The 18,833-nt window shown below is 66.6% G+C and carries 15 protein-coding genes and 2 tRNA genes; 13 read left to right on the top strand and 4 right to left on the bottom strand.

Annotated features, from left to right (window positions below):
• Positions 1-50: 50 nt before the first annotated feature.
• Complete coding sequence (locus OJB03_RS00300; protein ID WP_263784315.1) at positions 51-620, top strand: hypothetical protein; 570 nt, start codon at positions 51-53, stop codon at positions 618-620.
• A 42-nt stretch (positions 621-662) separates the two neighbouring features.
• Here the strand turns inward: OJB03_RS00300 and OJB03_RS00305 are convergent, their stop codons facing one another.
• Positions 663-869 (bottom strand): hypothetical protein, encoded by a 207-nt coding sequence (locus OJB03_RS00305; protein ID WP_263784316.1) that lies wholly within the window; start codon positions 867-869, stop codon positions 663-665.
• A 328-nt stretch (positions 870-1,197) separates the two neighbouring features.
• Between OJB03_RS00305 and OJB03_RS00310 the strand changes: the two genes are divergently transcribed.
• Together OJB03_RS00310 and OJB03_RS00315 are read left to right on the top strand one after the other, a co-directional pair.
• The gene (locus OJB03_RS00310; protein WP_263784317.1) at positions 1,198-2,265 is read left to right on the top strand and encodes an aminopeptidase; all 1,068 of its coding nucleotides are present in this window, start codon (positions 1,198-1,200) and stop codon (positions 2,263-2,265) included.
• A 200-nt stretch (positions 2,266-2,465) separates the two neighbouring features.
• Positions 2,466-3,950 carry a PKD domain-containing protein gene (locus OJB03_RS00315; RefSeq protein WP_263784318.1) on the top strand — a complete coding sequence of 495 codons (1,485 nt, stop codon included), beginning with the start codon at positions 2,466-2,468 and terminating at the stop codon, positions 3,948-3,950.
• A 146-nt stretch (positions 3,951-4,096) separates the two neighbouring features.
• Here the strand turns inward: OJB03_RS00315 and OJB03_RS00320 are convergent.
• Positions 4,097-4,170 (bottom strand) — tRNA-Val (locus OJB03_RS00320).
• 12 nt (positions 4,171-4,182) lie between these two features.
• Positions 4,183-4,254 (bottom strand) — tRNA-Gly (locus OJB03_RS00325).
• 172 nt (positions 4,255-4,426) lie between these two features.
• Here OJB03_RS00325 and rpmH point away from each other — a divergent pair.
• The 10 genes from rpmH (at position 4,427) to OJB03_RS00375 (ending at position 15,150) form a co-directional block, all read left to right on the top strand.
• The gene (gene rpmH, locus OJB03_RS00330) at positions 4,427-4,591 is read left to right on the top strand and encodes a 50S ribosomal protein L34 (RefSeq protein ID WP_263784319.1); all 165 of its coding nucleotides are present in this window, start codon (positions 4,427-4,429) and stop codon (positions 4,589-4,591) included.
• Positions 4,592-4,597: 6 nt separating this feature from the next.
• On the top strand, positions 4,598-5,038 hold the full coding sequence (locus OJB03_RS00335) for a ribonuclease P protein component (protein ID WP_263784320.1): 441 nt from the start codon (positions 4,598-4,600) through the stop codon (positions 5,036-5,038).
• A 178-nt stretch (positions 5,039-5,216) separates the two neighbouring features.
• Positions 5,217-7,181: a membrane protein insertase YidC gene (gene yidC, locus OJB03_RS00340; protein ID WP_263784321.1), complete on the top strand. Its 1,965-nt coding sequence runs from the start codon at positions 5,217-5,219 to the stop codon at positions 7,179-7,181.
• A gap of 130 nt (positions 7,182-7,311) precedes the next feature.
• On the top strand, positions 7,312-8,697 hold the full coding sequence (gene mnmE / locus OJB03_RS00345; protein WP_263784322.1) for a tRNA uridine-5-carboxymethylaminomethyl(34) synthesis GTPase MnmE: 1,386 nt from the start codon (positions 7,312-7,314) through the stop codon (positions 8,695-8,697).
• A gap of 101 nt (positions 8,698-8,798) precedes the next feature.
• Positions 8,799-9,431: a zinc ribbon domain-containing protein gene (locus OJB03_RS00350; protein ID WP_263784323.1), complete on the top strand. Its 633-nt coding sequence runs from the start codon at positions 8,799-8,801 to the stop codon at positions 9,429-9,431.
• 274 nt (positions 9,432-9,705) lie between these two features.
• Positions 9,706-10,197: a hypothetical protein gene (locus OJB03_RS00355; protein WP_263784324.1), complete on the top strand. Its 492-nt coding sequence runs from the start codon at positions 9,706-9,708 to the stop codon at positions 10,195-10,197.
• A 191-nt stretch (positions 10,198-10,388) separates the two neighbouring features.
• Positions 10,389-10,868 carry a helix-turn-helix domain-containing protein gene (locus tag OJB03_RS00360; protein WP_263784325.1) on the top strand — a complete coding sequence of 160 codons (480 nt, stop codon included), beginning with the start codon at positions 10,389-10,391 and terminating at the stop codon, positions 10,866-10,868.
• 641 nt (positions 10,869-11,509) lie between these two features.
• On the top strand, positions 11,510-13,504 hold the full coding sequence (mnmG, locus tag OJB03_RS00365) for a tRNA uridine-5-carboxymethylaminomethyl(34) synthesis enzyme MnmG (RefSeq protein ID WP_263784326.1): 1,995 nt from the start codon (positions 11,510-11,512) through the stop codon (positions 13,502-13,504).
• 69 nt (positions 13,505-13,573) lie between these two features.
• Entirely contained in the window at positions 13,574-14,221 is a 648-nt protein-coding gene (locus tag OJB03_RS00370) for a 16S rRNA (guanine(527)-N(7))-methyltransferase RsmG (protein WP_263784327.1), read from the top strand.
• Positions 14,222-14,289: 68 nt separating this feature from the next.
• Entirely contained in the window at positions 14,290-15,150 is an 861-nt protein-coding gene (locus OJB03_RS00375) for an alpha/beta hydrolase (protein WP_263784328.1), read from the top strand.
• A 72-nt stretch (positions 15,151-15,222) separates the two neighbouring features.
• Here OJB03_RS00375 and mfd read toward each other — a convergent pair whose 3' ends face one another.
• Positions 15,223-18,651, bottom strand: a complete 3,429-nt coding sequence (gene mfd, locus OJB03_RS00380; protein ID WP_263784329.1) for a transcription-repair coupling factor — start codon at positions 18,649-18,651, stop codon at positions 15,223-15,225.
• Positions 18,652-18,833: the final 182 nt, after the last annotated feature.

Here is an 18,833-nt window from a genome sequence, read left to right on the forward strand (position 1 = left end):
GTCAAGACACCCTCTCGCCTACGAGACTACGCACCGCTGATCCGCTCGCAATGGGTACGCATGGCCCGCCCCGGTCTCTCCGACAGCTTCGGGCCGAATGGCGCGAGCGGCTGCGGACGGCCCGCGACCGCGCCATCGCGCAGGTCGACGACATGGGCCTCGCGGACCTGCGGGCCCTCCGGGCGACGATCGAGGAGGAGATGGAACGGGTGGAAAAGCGCCTCCCAGATCCGGGCCCCGTCGAGACCAAGGGCCCAATGACAGCCGAGCAGCAGGCCCAGCACGTGCAGGCCGCCCTTCAGTACCACGCATCGCAGGTGCGGAAGCAGATTGTCGCCCACGAGCTGCGGCGGCGCGCCCTCGGCCCCGCTGCGGTGGAGGACGAGATCGAGGTGCCCCCCACCACCCGACACTACGCCAGCCTTGCCTGGGACGTGATGGGGGAGACGGAGGTGGAGACCACCGCCGACGTATACCGCGAGGTGGCCCGCCGCGCGGACGAGGACGTGCACCTCGCGACCGTCGAGAAGTGGCTGCGCGAAAAGAACCCCCACCATCCCGAAGAGAATGACGGACGGTGGACGGAGCTCCGCCGGGCGGTGCTTCTGGCGTCCGCGTGAGAGCCGACACAGCAGGACCTTTTGTTGGATCGGTCCGGTCCCTCATGAAGATTCATCCATGTCCGCGGCCCCTTCTTCGACGTATCCCAAGAACCTCAGAAGGGCCCCAAGCCCCACCAGGAGCCCTGCCCCGACGAGTCCCATCGTGCCCAAGGTGGTTCGGAGGTCATCGCCCGGTCCGGCCAGCGCCAGCAGCACCAGGCCGCCAACGCTGATCAAAAGAGCGAGACGGTAGGCGACGTTGTGCACGGAACGGGGCCTGAGGCACGAACTGGGACAAAGAAGGTCCCAAAATACGAAAAGCCCGCCCTGTAGGGCTGGCTTTCTTTTTTGACAACATGCCTACTCCTATAATACGAAAATCGACCCCCGGGTTGTCAACCCTTTTCGTTCCGAACACGTGAACACGTCGTTCAGAAAAAGTGAATAAAACAGGCAGCCGCAGGATAGGGCCTGTGAGGCCCGTGCCGAGAGGGGGGCGAACACGAGACCGGCCCGACCGTGAACCGCTGTGGGTTGCCCTATCAGCACCCCTCCGCAGGCGATCGACTGTCTTTTTCCGCATCGAACACGTGTTATGGACGAGCGCATTCAGGAACACGCCCGTACTCTTCTCGACTGGTCGACGGACGTTCAGCGTGACGACGACGTCGTGATCGCCGCCGGCCCCGAGGCCCACGACCTCGTGGTGGCCCTTCACCGGGAGCTCGGCGACCGCGGGGCCAACCCGATGACCCTGTACTCCTCGGGGGAGGCCTCCCGAGCGCACCTCAAGGCCCACGACGGGGACTTCTCGCTGCCCGAGCACACGCTTGCCCTCTATGAGGCGTGCGACGTGGCCATCCACGTGCGGTCGTCCCCGAACCTGGCCGCCCTCAACGACGTCCCCGGCACGCGTCTCGCGCAGCGGTCCCGCGTGCACAAGCCCATCATCGAGGAGCGCCTGTCGAAGCGGTGGTGCCTCACTCAACACCCCACAAACGCGCACGCTCAGGCCGCGGACCTGCCGCTCGAGGCGTACCGCGACTTCGTCTACGGGGCCATCCTGCGCGACTGGGCGGCGGTCGAGGAGTACCAAGAGGAGCTCCGCCGGCGGCTCGAAGAGGCGAGTACAGTGCGCGTGGTAGCCGGGGAGACCGACATTCAGATGAGCGTGGAGCACATGCATGCCATCAACTCGGCCGGCCGCCACAACATGCCGAGCGGCGAGGTCTTCACCGCCCCCGTGCCCGACAGCGTAGAGGGGACCGTGCTCTTCGACAAGCCGCTCATCCATCAGGGGCGCGAGATGGAAGGCGTGCGCCTGCGGTTTGAGGAGGGCGAGGTCGTGGAATCGGCCGCCGAGCGCAACGAGGAGGTCCTCGACGACCTGCTCGACACCGACGACGGGGCGCAGCGCCTCGGAGAGCTCGGCATCGGGACGAACCGCGACATCGACCGGTTTACCAAAAACATGCTCTTCGACGAGAAGATGGGCGAGACGGTTCACCTGGCCCTCGGGCGGGCCTACGACGCCAATGTGGGCGAGGGGCAGACCGGCAACGACAGCGCCGTGCACGTCGACATGATCCTCAACACCAGCGCCGGCCGCATCGAGTTTGACGGAGAGGTAATCCAGGAAGGCGGGCAGTTCGTGTGGGAGTAGTGCCTCCCCGGCGCGTCCCGGAGCCGCCCGCCGGGGCCGTGGCACGCGTCCAGGAGCATGCCGACCGGTCCGGAAATCGCGTCAGGGCTTAACGGCCTCCGCACGACAGCGATAACAAGACCCTGAACGCCCCCGCAAAACGTTCGGCTCACGCCTTAGGCCGGCCCGTCGGGGGAACGACGAATCAATCTGGACGCGTCATGCACCTCCGCAGTCTCAACGTGCCCTATCCGCGGGGCGGCCGTCTCGTGCTCCTCGGGGTCGCGCTCGTGCTCTCGGGCGTCGTGTGCACCGCCCAGGCCCAGCACCTCAAAAACGGGTTTTACGGCAAACTCGGTGCCGGCCTCTCGGGGTACACCGGCGACCTAGCGGGCCAGCGGGCCGGGGCGCCCCAGGACTTCGGCGCAAACGCGCTGAGCCACCTTCCCCTCGTGGCGGCCGGGGAGCTGGGATACCAGCTGTCCCCAAACTGGGGCCTTGCCCTCGGCGGGCAGGCCGGGAGCTACGTGTCGGTGGGCAACGTTGCCCCCGCGACCGATTCGTACCGCCGGTACACGTCTCACTTGCTGGGGCGCTACACGTTTGGCGCGTCGGACCAGCGGGTTGCATTTTACCTGGACGCTGGCCTCAACGTGACCGCCGGCGGGCCCACGCGCACCGGGATCGGTCCCTCCGTGGGGGGCGGAATCGACATCCGGGCCAGTCGGGCCGTCTCCATCTACGTCGAGTCCCGCGTCAATGCGACTCTTCCGGATGATGCGGTGGACGGGGCGGGCCCCACTCGGGCCTCCGTGGGCGCAGGGGGGCGCCGCGCCGACGAGGGCCGGTCGTTCGACACCCTCAGCCAGCTTCTGGGCTTCGGGCTCAGGTTCAGCCTCACGACGCCGATCGCGCCCGAGATCATTGCGCTCAACGCTCCCGCCGAGGTGCAGGCGGGCACGACGGCCACGTTTACGGCGACGATCAACGAAGACGAGGCGGCCCGTCCGCTCGACCGCCGCTGGCGCTTGGGGGACGGGTCGGAGAGCACGGGCCGGACCGTCACCCACACGTACAGCCGGCCGGGCACCTACCCCGTGACCGTCTCGGCCCACAACGAGGCCGGGACGGCGACCGCGTCAACGACAATTCGGGTCACCCGTGCGTCGCCCCCGAGGGCGCCCTGGGTCGTGTCGCTCACTGCGCGTCCCAACCCGGTCCGGGTGGGCGAGCCGGTGCAGCTCCGGACGGCCGTGGAGGGGGAGGAGCCCTTTACCTACCAGTGGACCGTCGACGGCACCACGTCCACCCGGGGGCCTGCGCCCACCTACACGTTTGACCGGCCGGGCCGGCACACGGTCCAGGTCCGGGTCTCCACCGACGGGGGAACGCAGACGCGCTCCATGACGGTGCACGCCGACCGACGAACGGCAGAGGAGACCGCCCCCCAACCGGCGGCGGGATCGTGGGCGGTCGGCGTCGCCTCGATGCGCGGCAGTACGGGCGCAGAGAGAATGGCCCAACGGTACCGGGATCGGCTTGCCGACGCGCCGGTGTCCGTGCGAATCGTCGAGAGCATGCTCGACCAGGAGCGTCACCTTCGGGTCGTCGTCGGCCGCTACGAGAGCCTTGAGGCCGCACGACGGGCCCGCAAGAGGTACCGGCAGGCGCTGCCCCCCGAGGCGTGGGTCGTGCGGCTTCAGTGACGGCGAAGGGGGATTAGCCGCGACGTCGAGCGACTTGAGAAAGAGAGCCTGCAAAACCTAAACCTAGGCTCTGCTCGGATCTCCTTGCAGTGTCCCCGAGTCAGACTGACTCCTTGAACATCAGAGGGACGCTGAAGGAAAAGAAGTGGGCGGTGCTGGATTTGAACCAGCGACTTCCTGCTTGTAAGGCAGGTGCTCTAAACCGCTGAGCTAACCGCCCGCAACGAGACGGAGCGGGAGACGGGGATCGAACCCGCGACCTTCAGCTTGGGAAGCTGATGCTCTGCCACTGAGCTACTCCCGCGTTGGAAAACGCGCCCGATTCGAATGTAGATCCGGGCCATCAGTTCCGGGGGGCAGGCCGGGGTGCGCCCGCATCTTGACCGTGTCTTTGTCGCGTGGGGGCAAAACAAGACGGCGCCCCCGCCGTTAGGACCTGTTGCAGCAATTTTTCACGCATCGACCCTACCGTCGTCATGGCGAAGCGTACCTACCAGCCCAGCCAAAAGAAGCGCAAGAAGAAGCACGGCTTTCTGGAGCGCATGAAGACAAAAGATGGCCGAAAGATCATCAAGCGGCGCCGCAAGAAGGGGCGCGACAAGCTCTCGGTGAGCGACGAAGACTCCGGCAAGCCCGTGTAACCGACAGTGTCCCAGGCTCCCGACCGCGTCGAACAGCGACGCCTCACGTTTCCTCCGTCGTATCGCCTGAAGCGACGACGCCTGATCCGGTCGCTCTTCGACCGGAATCGGGACGACGTCCAGACGGTGGCGGTGGGCTGCGTGCGGCTCCTGTACCGCGTCGTGGACCGGGAAGCACTCGGGCACGACGTGCCGCTCCAGGTTGGGTTTGCGCCCGGCTCACGTGCCGAGAGCGGCGTTGAACGAAACCGGATCCGTCGGCTCCTCCGAGAGGTCTACCGGGTGCATCAGTACACCCTGGTAGACCCTTTCGTATGTTGCCCCGAGGCCCTCATCGTCATGATTCTGTTTCGGGGCGCTCCCGAGCAGGCCGATGACTGCATTGGGCGCGACCTGCCGCCGGCCCTGCAACGCGCGGCCGCCTCGCTCGACGAGGGCCCCGAATAGGAGGGGCCGTGCCGGCCGCAAAAATTCTACGCCGATTTTGAAACGGCGTCGGGCACGCCGAGCCCGGCCGCTCGTTTCCCAGCCTGTTACATTGGCCCTGCCGTGGCCCTGAGCACGGCGCCGCACGCCCGGCTCCGGCCTACACTGTGAGAACGATTCACCAACCCGCCCCCGTCCCTTGGCTTCTCCGCTCCGCAACAACCCCGAGCCGGAAGATCAGCGTAACGTGATCATCGCGACCATCCTGGTCGCCGTGATCATGTTCGGCTGGATCTTCTGGTTTAGCCCGTCGCCCCAGCAGCAACAGTCCCAGCAGGCCGCGGCCCCCGCCGACACCGCCCAGCAGGCCGAGCCGCCGGCCCCCACGGCGGAGACGGACACGCCGAAGTCCTCATCGGACACGACGCCGCCCTCGTCTGCGGACGCGGGCAACGAGGCGCCGCGGGCCGACGCGAACCAGCCGAAGGCCCCGGCCCCGGACTCCGTGACGGCCGCGGCCCTGGAGGGCACGGACCGCACGATCGTCGTGGAATCGGACCTGTACACGGTTGTCCTTTCCACCAAGGGTGGGACCATCGAGCGCTTCACCCTCAAGGAGTACGATCAGTTCAACCAGAAGGACCCCGTCCAGATCGTCGATACGACGGCGGGCGGCACCCTGTCGGTGTCGTTTACCACCCCCACTCGGCGCCGCGTCGACACCCGGTCGCTCTACTTCTCGGCCAGCACCGAGGCCGACACGGTACGGATCGAGGACGAGTCGAAGACCCTCACCTTCGAGGCGCAACTCGGGGACGGGGCGCTCCGCCAGTCCTACACCTTCCACCCGGACGACTACGACCTCGGGCTCGCCATCGAGCAGGAGCGGCCCCGCAGCTTCCTCACGAGCGACGGGTACGAGCTGGCCTGGCACGGCGGCATGCCCTACTCGGAGGGTGGAGAGGAGGACGAGCTCCGGTATACGGGCCTCTTCGCCCGCAACGGCGAACAAATCCAAAGCCTCTCGCTCTCGGATGCGGACCGGAACGAGAAGCGCATCGAAGGAGACGTGTCGTGGATGGCGGTCAAGAACAAATACTTCACCGCGGCCGTGATGCCGGACCGCCCGGAATCCGCCCTCGGGGCCTCCCTGACCGGACGAAAAGAGGGGCGGGCGGCCAGCGAGGCGGCGTTCAAAGACCTTACGGGCCGACTCCAGATGCCCCTGCCGCGAGAGACCACTCACGTCGATAAATTTCACCTCTATGCGGGCCCGATCGACTACTACAGCCTGGCCGACTATGGCCGCAACCTGTACGGCATGGTCGACTACGGGTGGGACTGGTTCGAGTGGCTGACCAAACCGCTCGCCGAGTACGTCTACATTCCGATGCTTACCTACCTCGGGGGCGGGCTGCCGTCGTGGCTCTTCGGGGGCGGGCTGCCGTACGGCGTGATCGTCATTCTGATGGCCGTCCTCATCAAGACGGTCGTCTACCCGCTCACGAAGTCGTCGTACCGCAGCATGGCACAGATGCGGGAGCTGCAGCCGAAGATGCAGGAGATCAAAGACAAGTACGACGACGAGCCGGACAAGCAGCAGGAGGAGATGATGCAGCTGTACCGCGAGACGGGCGTGAACCCGCTCGGGGGCTGTCTGCCCATGTTCTTGCAGTACCCCATCCTTATCTCGCTGTACCAGTTCATTCCGAAGTCCATCCAATTGCGCCAGGAGAGCTTTCTGTGGGCGGCGGACCTCTCGGCGCCGGACAAGATTCTGCAGCTGCCGTTCGAGATTCCGTTCTACGGCGACTACGTGGCGGGCTTCACGCTCCTGATGGGGCTGGCCATGATCGTGACGATGCGGGTGCAGTCCACCGGCGGGGGCGCGGCCGGCGGGCAGGCGAAGATCTTCATGTACGCCATGCCCGGGGTCATCTTCTTCATCTTCAACCGGTTCGCCTCGGGCCTGAGCTTGTACTACCTCTTCTACAACATCGTCACGGCGGCCCAGCAGAAGTGGATCAACATGCAGCTGGAGAAGGAAAAGGACGACGACGGCAACCTTACGAACGGGCGCTCGGACGGGGATGCTGAGGGGGAGCAGGGGTTCTTTTCCCGGCTCATGGAGCGGGCGGAGGAGGTCCAGAAACAGAAGGGGTAGGGCCTCAAAAGGGAAAAGCCCACGGGCCGCCACTGGCAAGCGCCGATGTACGGCACAGGGATGCTTCCACCCGTAGTGGTCCGGAGGTGACGGCCAACGCAGTCTCCTGTTCACGTGTCCACGCCGACCGATGAGTCAGAGTGATACGATTGCGGCCATTGCCACGGCGCGGGGGCGAGCGGCACTGGCGATCGTGCGTACGTCTGGGCCGGCGGCCATCGAGATTGTCGACCGGTGCTTTCGGGGCGACGCCCTGACGGACGCCGACAGCCACACCGCCCACGTCGGGGTCCTGATGGACGAGGAGGGGACCGACATCGACCAGGTGGTGGCCACCGTCTTCCGCGCGCCCAACTCGGCCACCGGGGAGCACGTCGTCGAGGTCTCGTGCCACGGCGGCGACCTGGCGCCGAAGCTGGCGCTTCAGAGCCTGCTCGACCACGGGGCCCGCATGGCCGAGCCGGGCGAGTTCACCGAGCGTGCCTTCCTCAATGGCAAGATGGACCTGGCCCAGGCCGAGGCGGTGGCCGACCTCATCGACGCCACCTCCACGAAGGCCCACCAGGCGTCGCTCACCCACCTCAAGGGCCGCTACTCCGACCTGCTCGGGGACCTCCGCGAGGAGCTGCTCAACCTCTGCTCGCTCGTGGAGCTGGAAATCGACTTTTCGGACGAGGACGTCGAGTTTGCCGACCGGGAGCGGCTGGAGGACCTGCTGGACGAAACGGAAGAGATTCTCCAGGATCTGCTCGACACCTACCCGACGGGGGAGAAGCTGAAGGACGGCGTGCAGGTCGTCATCGGGGGGCGCCCCAACGCGGGCAAGTCCACCCTGCTGAACGCGCTCGTGGGCCACGACCGGGCCATCGTCAGCGAGACGCCCGGCACTACGCGCGACGAGATCGAGGCGGAGGCGGAGATTGAGGGCGTGCTCTTCCGCTTCGTCGACACGGCGGGCCTGCGCGACACGGCCGACGAGATTGAGGCCGAGGGCGTGCGCCGCGCCACCGCGTCCATCGAAGAGGCCGACGTGCTCTTCTACCTCTACGACCTCACGGTAGGCCTCGACTCCGACGAGATCACCCTTCTCCAAGAGCTCGCCGACGACGGGTCGGACGTGCAGCCCGTTCTTCTTGGCAACAAGGCCGACCGGGCGCCCGACCTGCCCGTGGCCGATCTCGACGGCCTCACGTCGCTCAAGCTCTCCGCCCTGGAGGCGCGCGAGGACGCCGACGAGGTGCAGCCGCTCCTCGATCACCTCACAGACACGGTCGCCGAACACCTGAGCCGCGCAGAGGCGTCGCCGGTCGTCATGAATCAGCGCCACCGGCAACACCTCCAGGATGCGCTCGAAGCCGTGCAGCAGGCCCGTGAGGCGCTCCACGCGGGCGTCTCCGGCGACATGCTCACGCTCGACCTGCGTGCGGCCCTCCAGGAGCTGGGCGCCATCACCGGCGAGATTACGAACGAGGACGTGCTCGACCAGATCTTCTCCCGCTTCTGCATCGGAAAGTGACGGGGCGGCGCTCCATTCCCGTCGAGACGGGCGGGCGTCTGAGAGCCGGCCCCTCACGACCCCGGCTTCCGTGTCTGCACTCCGCCGCGTCCCCACGCCCCATGCATCTCTTTGAGTCAGGCCCTTCGCATCCGTCGGCCCCGGACGACGAGGTACGGTGGACGCGACTTGAGGTCGCGTTTACCGTCGGGATCGTCGGCTGTCTCTTGTTTGCCACCTGGCAGCTCGGGGACCTGCTGGTGCGCGACTGGCTTGCAGGCTGGGTGGGAGAGAGTGCGCTTCGCGAGGACCTCGTCTACTACGGCGTGGCCTTCACGGCGGCCCTGGCGGCCCTCGGGGGGACGACGCGGTCCCTGGGCCACACGGGCCGATTCCGGCGCACCGTGGGGCGCTCGCTTCTCTGGTACGGCGCCCTGCTGCTCATCAGTGCCTCCGGGATGGGGGCCATCGAGTACCTGCCGGAAGTGGCGGCCGGCTTGTTCGGGGCGGGGGTGCTCATCGCGGCCGTCTACGTCCTGCAGCGGCGGTACTTCACGCGGGAGCGTGTTCGCCAGCGGCGCCTCCGCAACGACAATTGCCCCCGGTGTGGGAGTGGCCTCCGTCCGGGGGCGCACTACTGCTCGCAGTGCGGGCGTCGCGTGGGGGAGGACTGTCCTGAATGCAGGGGCTATCTGCGCCGCTCCGACCAGTACTGCGCGGCCTGCGGATGGGAGCGCACGGGTGGAGAATCGTAGCTGTACCGGTCTCCGAGCTCGGGCCCCGAACCCGTTCGCCTGAGCGCTGTTTTCCGGGGTAGCTTCACGATTGTGCCGCCCAACAGCTGTGGAGAATGCTCGCCCCCTCCGCGCTCTGCACCGTGCTCGTGAATCGCCTGGAGGCCACGAGGCCCACCGCTCCGCCGAAGAGATCTTCCGACTGCTCATAAACCTACGGAAACCCGCCCCGATAGATCTGTCCTTCCTCTAATCCAGTCCCACCGGCCTAGACCTTGATCACGTCCCTCAGCCGATGACCAGTCAAAATAAGTCCGGAAACGCCTCAGACGAAAATGCGCCCCGCCGCTTTGGTATTTCTCAGTTCCAGCGCTGGATATCCGCGTCCGGCCTCGTGGCTCTTCTTTTGGTCTACGGGACGAACTATGCCGATGGAGTGGTGGCCATGGAGTGGTCGGAGCTGGCCCTAGATGCCAGCCTCGTGGCCGGAGTCGTTCTCGCTGCTTTCAACGGTTTCCGGAAGGAGGTCCTGGTGGGAGAGAACGAGATTCGAAAGGTCCAGCCGCTTTGGACGGACCAGTCCGTGCAGATCAGTGAGATCCGGCGCGTCCACGTTCCGACGACTGAGAGTGGCCTCTGGCTCTACACCGACCCGGACGGAAATCCGGCGCTGACGATCGGCGGGGGACTCGAAGCCCCCGATGAGCTTGAGGAGCTGGTGATTCAGCACGCCCCCTCCGACGCAGCGGTGACAGGGCTGGGGCACCGGGCAAACGGCACGTCGTAGACCGACCTGCACGCTCTTTGGTTCGAATCCACTGCGTGGGAGAGGGCGGTCATTGCCGACTACAAAGCCTCCCTCGGCTGATGCGGCACCTGGCGGGCACCTGACCGCCCGACGGCGTGAAAGCGCCCGCCTGAGAGGGTATAGCCAAGGGGGGCAGACACACACCCATGTGATTTCCCGCTGATCGAGCCATGGCCACCGACCCGCTTCGTCGCCTCGGACGTCTCGAAGAGGGCGGCTTTCGTCGCCTCGCCGCCCGCCTCGCGCTCCTCCGGGCCTACGCGCGCCGCCGAGACACAGAAGGACTCTCCGACGCCCAGGCCCAGACAGCGATCGCCGAGGCCTTCGACCAGCGCACCGCCGCAGTGGACGATTGGGTCTACGACGTATACGAGTCGGTCACGGCCCGCACGCTGCGGCGCTGGGCCCATCAGTTCCGGGAGGACGGGCTGCAGGGCCTGATCGATGAGCACGGGCGCCGGAGCGGGCGCTCCTACGAGTCGTATTTCGGCGCGGGCTCGGAGCTGCGCAAGATTGCGCTCCACTACCTGGCCGACCATCCGGACTGCACGAGCACGGAGCTCCTGGACGAGCTCGCCCAGCACGTCAACGACGAGGCACTGCCCACCCGCCGCACGGTGCAGCGCTTCCTGCGGAAGATGGGCGGCTGAGTGGGAGTGTCGTGTGCACGGGGCACGTGAGCGTTTGCGTGTATGGGACCTGGAGACTGCCCGGGGCGATTCCGTTGTCGCCTCGAGCCGGGCACAGGGCCCGTCCGGCAGTCAACGGCCTCCACACACTTGCCTGGGCTGATCTCCATGCGAGCGAAGCGCTGGGGGCGATGGCGACCGGGCAGTCACGGGGCTGCGCTGAGACCGAAAGGACCGACCTCTTCTGGGGTGCGAAGACCGAAGGTCAGGCCCCTGCGGCCTTCACGGAGTACGTCGAGTGTGGAGCGACAGCGTGGAAAACACCTCCTTCCGAGGCTCCGCCCGGTTTTGATCGGGGGGCTCAGGTGTGTGGCTGGGTCTGCGGGGCCGTCATGTTCAACGGAGCAAGACGGAGCGCCAGCGTAGGGGGGCGAAATGAAAGCGCTCCGGACAAAACACGTGTCGCCTGCATCGTCGCTGGTTCGTCGCCTGGAAAAACCACATGTCGTCCCGCTCTCGGGCCCCCAAACGCGGCTTTACAGGGACGAGAGGCGGTTTTCCGGGGGCGTCGGGCACACGGCAGGCCGTGTCCCGTTAGGGGCGCACGCCGGATTCACTCCGGTCCCTCCCGCAGGTTTTCGCGCACGAGTCCGCTTCGGATCATGCATCAGGATTACTTCGAGCACGACGTCATTGTGGTGGGCGGTGGGCACAGTGGCAGTGAGGCCGCGGCCGCGGCGGCCAACATGGGTGCCGACACGTTGCTCATCACCATGAAGCTCGCAGACATCGGGCAGATGTCGTGCAACCCCGCCATTGGCGGCATCGGCAAGGGGCACATGGCCCGCGAAATCGACGCGCTTGGCGGCATCATGGGCAAGGCCACCGACCGGGCGGGCATTCAATTTCGGATGCTCAACAAGAGCAAGGGGCCGGCCGTGTGGGGGCCGCGGGCCCAGTGTGGTCGGCGCGCCTACGCCCGGGCCATCCGGCAGGAACTGGAGGCCATCGACAACCTGAAGATGCGGTCGGACATGGTGAAGGAGATTCTGACCGACGACGCGGGGGAGACGGTGACGGGCGTGCGCACGAACCTCGGCAAGGAGTTTCGCGCGCCGTGCGTCGTGCTCACTACGGGGACGTTCTCGAACGGCGTGATCCACGTCGGAGAGCAAAACTTTGGTGGGGGGCGCATTGGAGAAAGTGCCTCACACGGCATCACGGGCTGCCTCCACGACCTTGGCTTTGAGAGCGGGCGGCTGAAAACCGGCACGCCGCCGCGCGTAGACGGGCGCTCCATCGACTACAGCGTGATGGAGAAGCAGCCGGGCGACCCGGACGCGACCGCCTTTTCGTTCCTGACCGACGACCTGCCGTCGGTGGAGGATCAGCTCTCCTGCTGGCTCACCGACACCACGCCCGAGACGCACGAGGTGCTGCGCACCGGCTTCGACCGGAGCCCGATGTTCACCGGGGCGCTCGACGCGGACGGCCCGCGTTATTGCCCGTCCATCGAGGACAAGATCGACCGCTTCTCGGAGAAGGACCACCACCAGCTGTTCATCGAGCCGGAGGGACGCGACACCCACGAGGTGTACGTCAACGGCTTCTCGTCGAGCCTGCCGGAGGAGGTGCAGTTCGAGGCGCTGCGCACCATCCCGGGCATGGAGAAGGCCCACATGCACCGGCCCGGCTACGCCATCGAGTACGATTTCTTCCCGCCGTACCAGATCGAGTACAGCCTGGAGACGAAGTACGTGGACGGCCTCTTCTTCGCCGGGCAGATCAACGGCACCACCGGCTACGAGGAGGCGGCCGCCCAGGGCATCATGGCGGGCATCAACGCCGTGCAGAAGCTGCGGAGGGCCGACCCGATCGTGCTGAAGCGCTCGGAAGCCTACATCGGTGTGCTCATCGACGACCTCGTGGCGAAGGGCACCGACGAGCCGTACCGCATGTTTACGAGCCGCGCCGAGCACCGCATCCTGCTGCGCCAGGACAACGCCGACCTGCGCCTCACGGAGCTCGGCCACAAGCTCGGCCTCGCCTCGAAGGAGCGCCTCGACCGCACGCGGGAGAAGGAGCGGGCGATCGATGTTACACGTGAAACATTGTCCGACACGACCGTCAGCCCCCAACAGGTGGACGACTACCTGGCGTCCGTCGGTACCTCCACGCTCAACCAGCCGCGGCCCGTGATCGAGCTCTGCAAGCGCCCGGAGGTGGACTCCGAGGCGCTCCTCCGCCACGCCGGCATCTACGACGAGGTGGTGACGGAGACACCGGGCATGCTCAGTGCACCGCGCCTCATCGAGATCGACCTCAAGTACGAGGGCTACATCGACCGCCAGCAGGACATGGTGGAGGAGATGGAGGAGAAGGAGCGATGGCCGATCCCCGACGACTTCGACTACCACGCGCTCGACAACATCTCCATCGAGGCCCGGCAGAAGCTAAGCAAGGTGGAGCCGGACAACCTGGGGCAGGCCTCGCGCGTCCCCGGCGTGCGGGCGTCCGACATTTCCGTCCTGATGGTGCTTCTCAAGAATGAGGGCGTGGAGCCGATGCCGAAGGACCGCGATCTAAACATCGACGCGATGGGGGGCGATGGGCAGTCGTTCGGTGTTTCACGTGAAACGGCGGTCGAAGTGGGGTAGAGGAACGGAGTGCGCACTGCGTGACGCGCAGGCAAGACATCTCGGTCCGCATTGACTCACCGCTCCCGGATGAGAGTACAGAACTGGGATCCGCTTGAGACCCTGTCCCCCGACCAGAAAGAACAGCTTGGGGCGTTTCGAGAGCAGCTTCTCCGCTTCAATCAGCGCGTCAACCTCATCTCGCCGGACACGGAGAACGCGTTTCGGACGCGGCACCTGCGGCATTGCCTGACGCTGACGGTCCGCGACTTTCCGGCGGGGAGCACCGTCGTCGACTGGGGCACGGGGGGCGGGCTGCCCGCGATCCCGCTCGCGATCTGCTATCCGGAGGTGACGGTAATCGGCGTTGACTCTGTGGGCAAAAAGAGCCGGGCCGTGCGCACGATCGCCCGGCGGCTTGGGCTCGACAATTGTTTCACGTGGAACGGTCGGGCGGAAGAGTGGACCGGCGAGGCGCACTACTCGGTGTCCCGCGCCACCGCACCGTTGGCTGAACTCTGGACGTGGCACCGTCGTGTGGCCGCTGCGCTCGACGCAACGAACGACGACGAGTGGCCGCCGGGACTGCTCGCGCTCAAGGGCGGCGACCTGACCGACGAGGTGTCGGCCCTCCATGCCGCGGATTCGGGCGCGGAGGTTGAACGCCACATGCTGACCGACCTGCTCGGGCGGAACGGGTTCTTCGGGGAGAAAGAGATTGTGGCGGTGCGCTCATAGCGTCATGTTTCACGTGAAACGTCGCGTGTGCCGCCGCCCGTCACCCTCCGCACAACCCGCTCACCTCCATGCGCCGTGCGATGATCAACACCGCCCTTGGGCTTGCCGTCGGCTACGCCGCGATTGCCGGTCTCGCGTTTGCCTTTCAGGACCGACTCCTCTTCCAGCCGAGCGATCGCCTCCGCGCCACGCCGGAGGAGGCGGGCATGGACTATGAAACGGTCCGGCTCGACACCGACGACGGCGAGACGCTCCACGGCTGGTGGATTCCCGCACCCGATGTTTCACGTGAAACGAGCGCCGAGGCGTCCGCGCGGCGCACGCTGCTCTTCTTCCACGGCAACGCCGGAAACATTTCGGGGCGCCTGGAGAGCGTGGAGCAGTTCCGGCGGCTCGGGCTCAACGTCCTGATCGTGGACTATCGCGGGTATGGGCGGAGCACAGGCGCGCCGTCCGAGAAGGGCCTCTACCGCGACGCAGAGGCCTGCTGGGGGCACCTGACGGAGACACGAGGCCTCGCGCCCCAGGAAATTGTTGTCTTCGGCCGCTCGATGGGCGGCGGGCCCGCGACCTGGATTGCGTCACGGAAACGGCCCGGCGCCGTGATTTTGGAGTCGATATTCACGACCGTACCCGATGTCGGTGCTCACCACTATCCCTTTCTCCCGGTGAGCACCCTGGCCACGAATCAGTTCAACAACGCTGCCCGAGTGGGCAAGATCAACGCGCCGCTCCTCTCCATCCACAGCCGGGACGACCGAATCGTGCCGTTCGAACTGGGGCGTGACGTCTACGAAGCGGCCGCCGAACCGAAGCAATTCCTCGAAATTGAGGGCGGGCACAACGACGGCTTTCTCGTGTCGGCGGACCAGTACCTCCGGACGATCGACGACTTTCTAGAGAGGCATTTGAGTTCGGGCACGGGGTAGCGGGCACTGAGGCACTTCCCTCGCTGCCGGGGCCCTCATGTTCACGCTCGCAACCTCTACGCCCCCACGTACTTACGCCTCCACCGTCGCCACCGTGGTGGTCTCCTCCAGCAGTAGCGACTCGGTCACCTGAAGTGCCTCGTCCAGGGTGTCTACGTCCTGCACGATGGCGCGCATGAGACCCCCCTCCACGTCGTCCTTCATCACGTACTCGCGGTCGAGGAGCGTGAGCTTCTCGAGGAGCGGGTGGAAGACCTCGTCGTAGAAGTACGGGTCGGCGTCTTCGCTGGGAAGGTAGAGGAAGAGCCGCTCGTTCTTGTAGACCACCTTCGGCATGCGGAGCTGCTCGCCGAGAAGGCGGAGCCGGGCGCCCGTGAGGAGGTCCTGCACCGGCTCCGGCGCCTCGCCGAAGCGGTCCTCCATCTCGTCGAGGAGATCGACCAGCGTCGTCTCGTCCGGCGCGTCGCTGATGCGGCGGTAGAGGTTGAGGCGCTCGGTGTTGTCCCGCAGGTACGACTCCGGGATGTAGGCGTCCTCCTCCACGTCGACGGAGGTTTCGGGCCCGGGCGGCACGGCCTCCCCGTCAAACACGTCGTCGAACTCCTCCTCGCGGAGCTCCTTGACGGCCTGGTCGAGGATCTTGTGGTAGGTCTCGTAGCCGACGTCCTCGACGAAGCCGCTCTGCTCGGCGCCCAGCAGCGAGCCGGCACCGCGGATATCGAGGTCGCGCATGGCGATGTCGAACCCGCTGCCGAGGTCGGAGAACTGCTCCACCGCCTTCAGCCGCTCGCGGGCATCGTCGGTGAGGCCGTGCACGGAGGGCACCAGGAGGTGGCAGAACGCCTTCCGCTGCGACCGCCCCACGCGGCCCCGCAACTGGTGGAGCTCGGAGAGCCCAAAGTGATCGCCCGCGTGGTTAATGATCATCGTGTTCGCGTTCGAGATATCGAGCCCGTTCTCGATGATGGAAGTGGAGACGAGCACGTCGAGCTTCTCGTTGACGAAGTCGAGCATCACGTCCTCCAGTTCGTTCGCGCTCATCTGGCCGTGGCCCACGCCCACCCGCACGTTCGGCACCATGGCGCGCACCATCTCGGCCACCTCGTGGATCGTCTTTACGCGGTTGTGGATGAAGAAGACCTGGCCCCCGCGGCTCGTCTCGTAGACGATCGCGTCGCGGATGACGTCCTCGTCGAAGGTGTGAATCTCGGTGTTGATCGGCTGGCGGTTGGGGGGCGGTGTCTCGATGAGCGACAGGTCCCGCGCCCCGAGGAGCGAAAACTGGAGCGTCCGGGGAATGGGGGTGGCGGTCAGCGTGAGCGTATCGATGTCCTCGCGCATCGTGCGGAGCTTCTCCTTCGTCTTCACGCCGAAGCGCTGCTCCTCGTCGACGATGAGGAGCCCGAGGTCGTCGAACGAAATGTCGTCGGACGTAATGCGGTGCGTGCCGACGAGGATGTCGACCTGCCCTTTTTCCAGCTTCTCCAGGACCTCGGCCTGGTCGGACCGCGAGCGGAAGCGGGAGAGCACCTCCACGTTCACGGGAAAGCGCTCCATGCGCTCGCTGAACGTGTCGTGGTGCTGCTGGGCGAGGATGGTGGTGGGCACGAGCATGGCCACCTGCTTGCCGTCCTGCACCGCCTTGAAGGCGGCGCGCACCGCGACCTCGGTCTTGCCAAAGCCCACGTCGCCGCAGACGAGCCGGTCCATCGGCACCGGCTCCTCCATGTCGCTCTTCACGGCCTTGGTGGCCTCGGCCTGGTCCGGCGTGGCCTCGAACTCGAAGCTCGCCTCCATCTCGCGCTGCCAGGTCGTATCGCTGGAGAAGGCGTAGCCGTCCGACGCCTTCCGCTTCGCGTAGAGTTTGATGAGGTCGCGCGCAACGTCCTTGACCTGGTCCTTCGTCCGCTGCTTTTTTCGCTCCCACTGCTCGGAGCCGAGCTTCGTGAGGGTGGGTTGGTGCCCCTCCTTGCCGGTGTACTTGTTGAGCTTGTGGAGGGCGTGGACGTTGACGTACAGCACGTCGTTGTCGGCAAAATTGAGGCGCACGGCCTCCTGCTGGTTGTCGCGGACGGTAATCTTCTTCATGCCGTCGAACCGCCCAATGCCGTGGTCCACGTGCACCACGAAGTCGCCCCGCGTCAGATTCTTGATGTCGCGGATGTTCATCCCGTCCGCGTGGCCGTCCCGCTGCTGGGTGGAGGGACGGTGGTAGCGGTTAAAGATCTGGTGGTCGGTGAAGACGGCCAGACTCGCCCCGGGCCACTCGAAGCCCTCGTGCAGCGACTCCACGACGAGGCGTGCCCAGCCGTGGTCAATCTCCGACTCCAGCAGGTCGCGGAGGCGAGAGCTCTGGCCGTGGCTGTCGCAGAGTATAAACGTGTCGAGATCGCGGTCGCCGTTTTCCTGGAGCCGCTTCCGCACGAGGTCCATGTCGCTGCTGAAGGACGGCTGCGGGTCGGCCTCCAGGTCGAGCGTGTCGGTGGGGGTGCCGTTGGTGGCGGACTGGGTGAACGTCCCAAACTGGAGACGCGGGTGCCGCGTGAGGGCGGCCGACATCTGATCCCCAGTGAGGAAGCGATCGTCCGGCGGCGTAAGGTCGTCGGGTGCCTCGTCCGCCTCGTCGTCCTCGGCCAGCTCCGCGCGGCGGTCCTCGTAGGCAGCCACGGCCTCCTCGTACTGCGCCTGCGCGCCTTCACGCACCTGGGCCTCGTCGAGGGTCGCGAGCACCGCGTCGCCGGGCAGGTACTTGAAGAGGGCGATGGACCCGCGGGCCGCCTCCTCGCGCTCCAGGTTGGGAACGAGGCGGGCGGTGGTGAGGCGGCTCACCGAGCGCTGCGTCTGCGGGTCGAACTCGCGTAGGCCGTCCACCTCGTCGCCGAAGAAGTCGATGCGGATGGGGTAGGTGCCGGCGTAGGGAAACACGTCGAGGATGCCGCCGCGCCGCGCGAACTCGCCGGGCTCCTCCACGAACTCAACCGGCGAGAAGTCCTGCTCCAGCAGCCGGTCGGCCAGTGCCTCTAGCGCGATTTCTTCGCCCGTCTCCACAGTTAGCGTTTCCCGCTGCACGGCCTGGGGCGGGGGCACGAGCTCGCCGACCGCCGGGACGCTCGTCACGAGGATGCCCTCAAAGCCCTCCGCCAGCCGCTGCAGGGCGTCGGCCCGCTCGATCAGCGGCGTCGAGTCCGCAATCTGGTCGGGGTCGTACGGCGTCTTCTGGGTAGCGGGAACGCGGAGAAGCGCCTCGTCCGGATTCCCGACGAGCTGCTCCAGGTCGCTCTGTAGGTACGCCGCCGCGTCCTCGTCGGGCGTCAGCACGCAGAGGGGCGTGCCGGGCTCCCGGTGGAGGTGAGACAGCAGGAAGGCCGGAAGGGAGCCCGCCGCCCCGGTCACGTGGAGGGCGGGCGTGCGGTCCCCACGCTGGGCCTCGGCGGTCCAGGCGCGGAGGCGCGTGACGGCCGCGGTTTCTTCGATGCGGTTGGCGATGGCGGTGAGGGACACGGGCGGTCGTACAGGTTTCTGAACGTCGGTGCGAACGAGGCGGGGACGCTCCTCAACACGGAAAGCCCGACGCCGCGGCATTGGCGGCAGTCGGGGATGAGAGGGGTCTAGAAGCGGGTGGCAAGCGCTTTCACTTCGCCAAGGTCAACGGGGCATTCGAGCCGGGAGGTTCCCCCGTTGCT

This window comes from Salinibacter grassmerensis (assembly GCF_947077765.1).
In the GTDB taxonomy this organism is placed as follows: Bacteria; Bacteroidota; Rhodothermia; order Rhodothermales; family Salinibacteraceae; genus Salinibacter; species Salinibacter grassmerensis.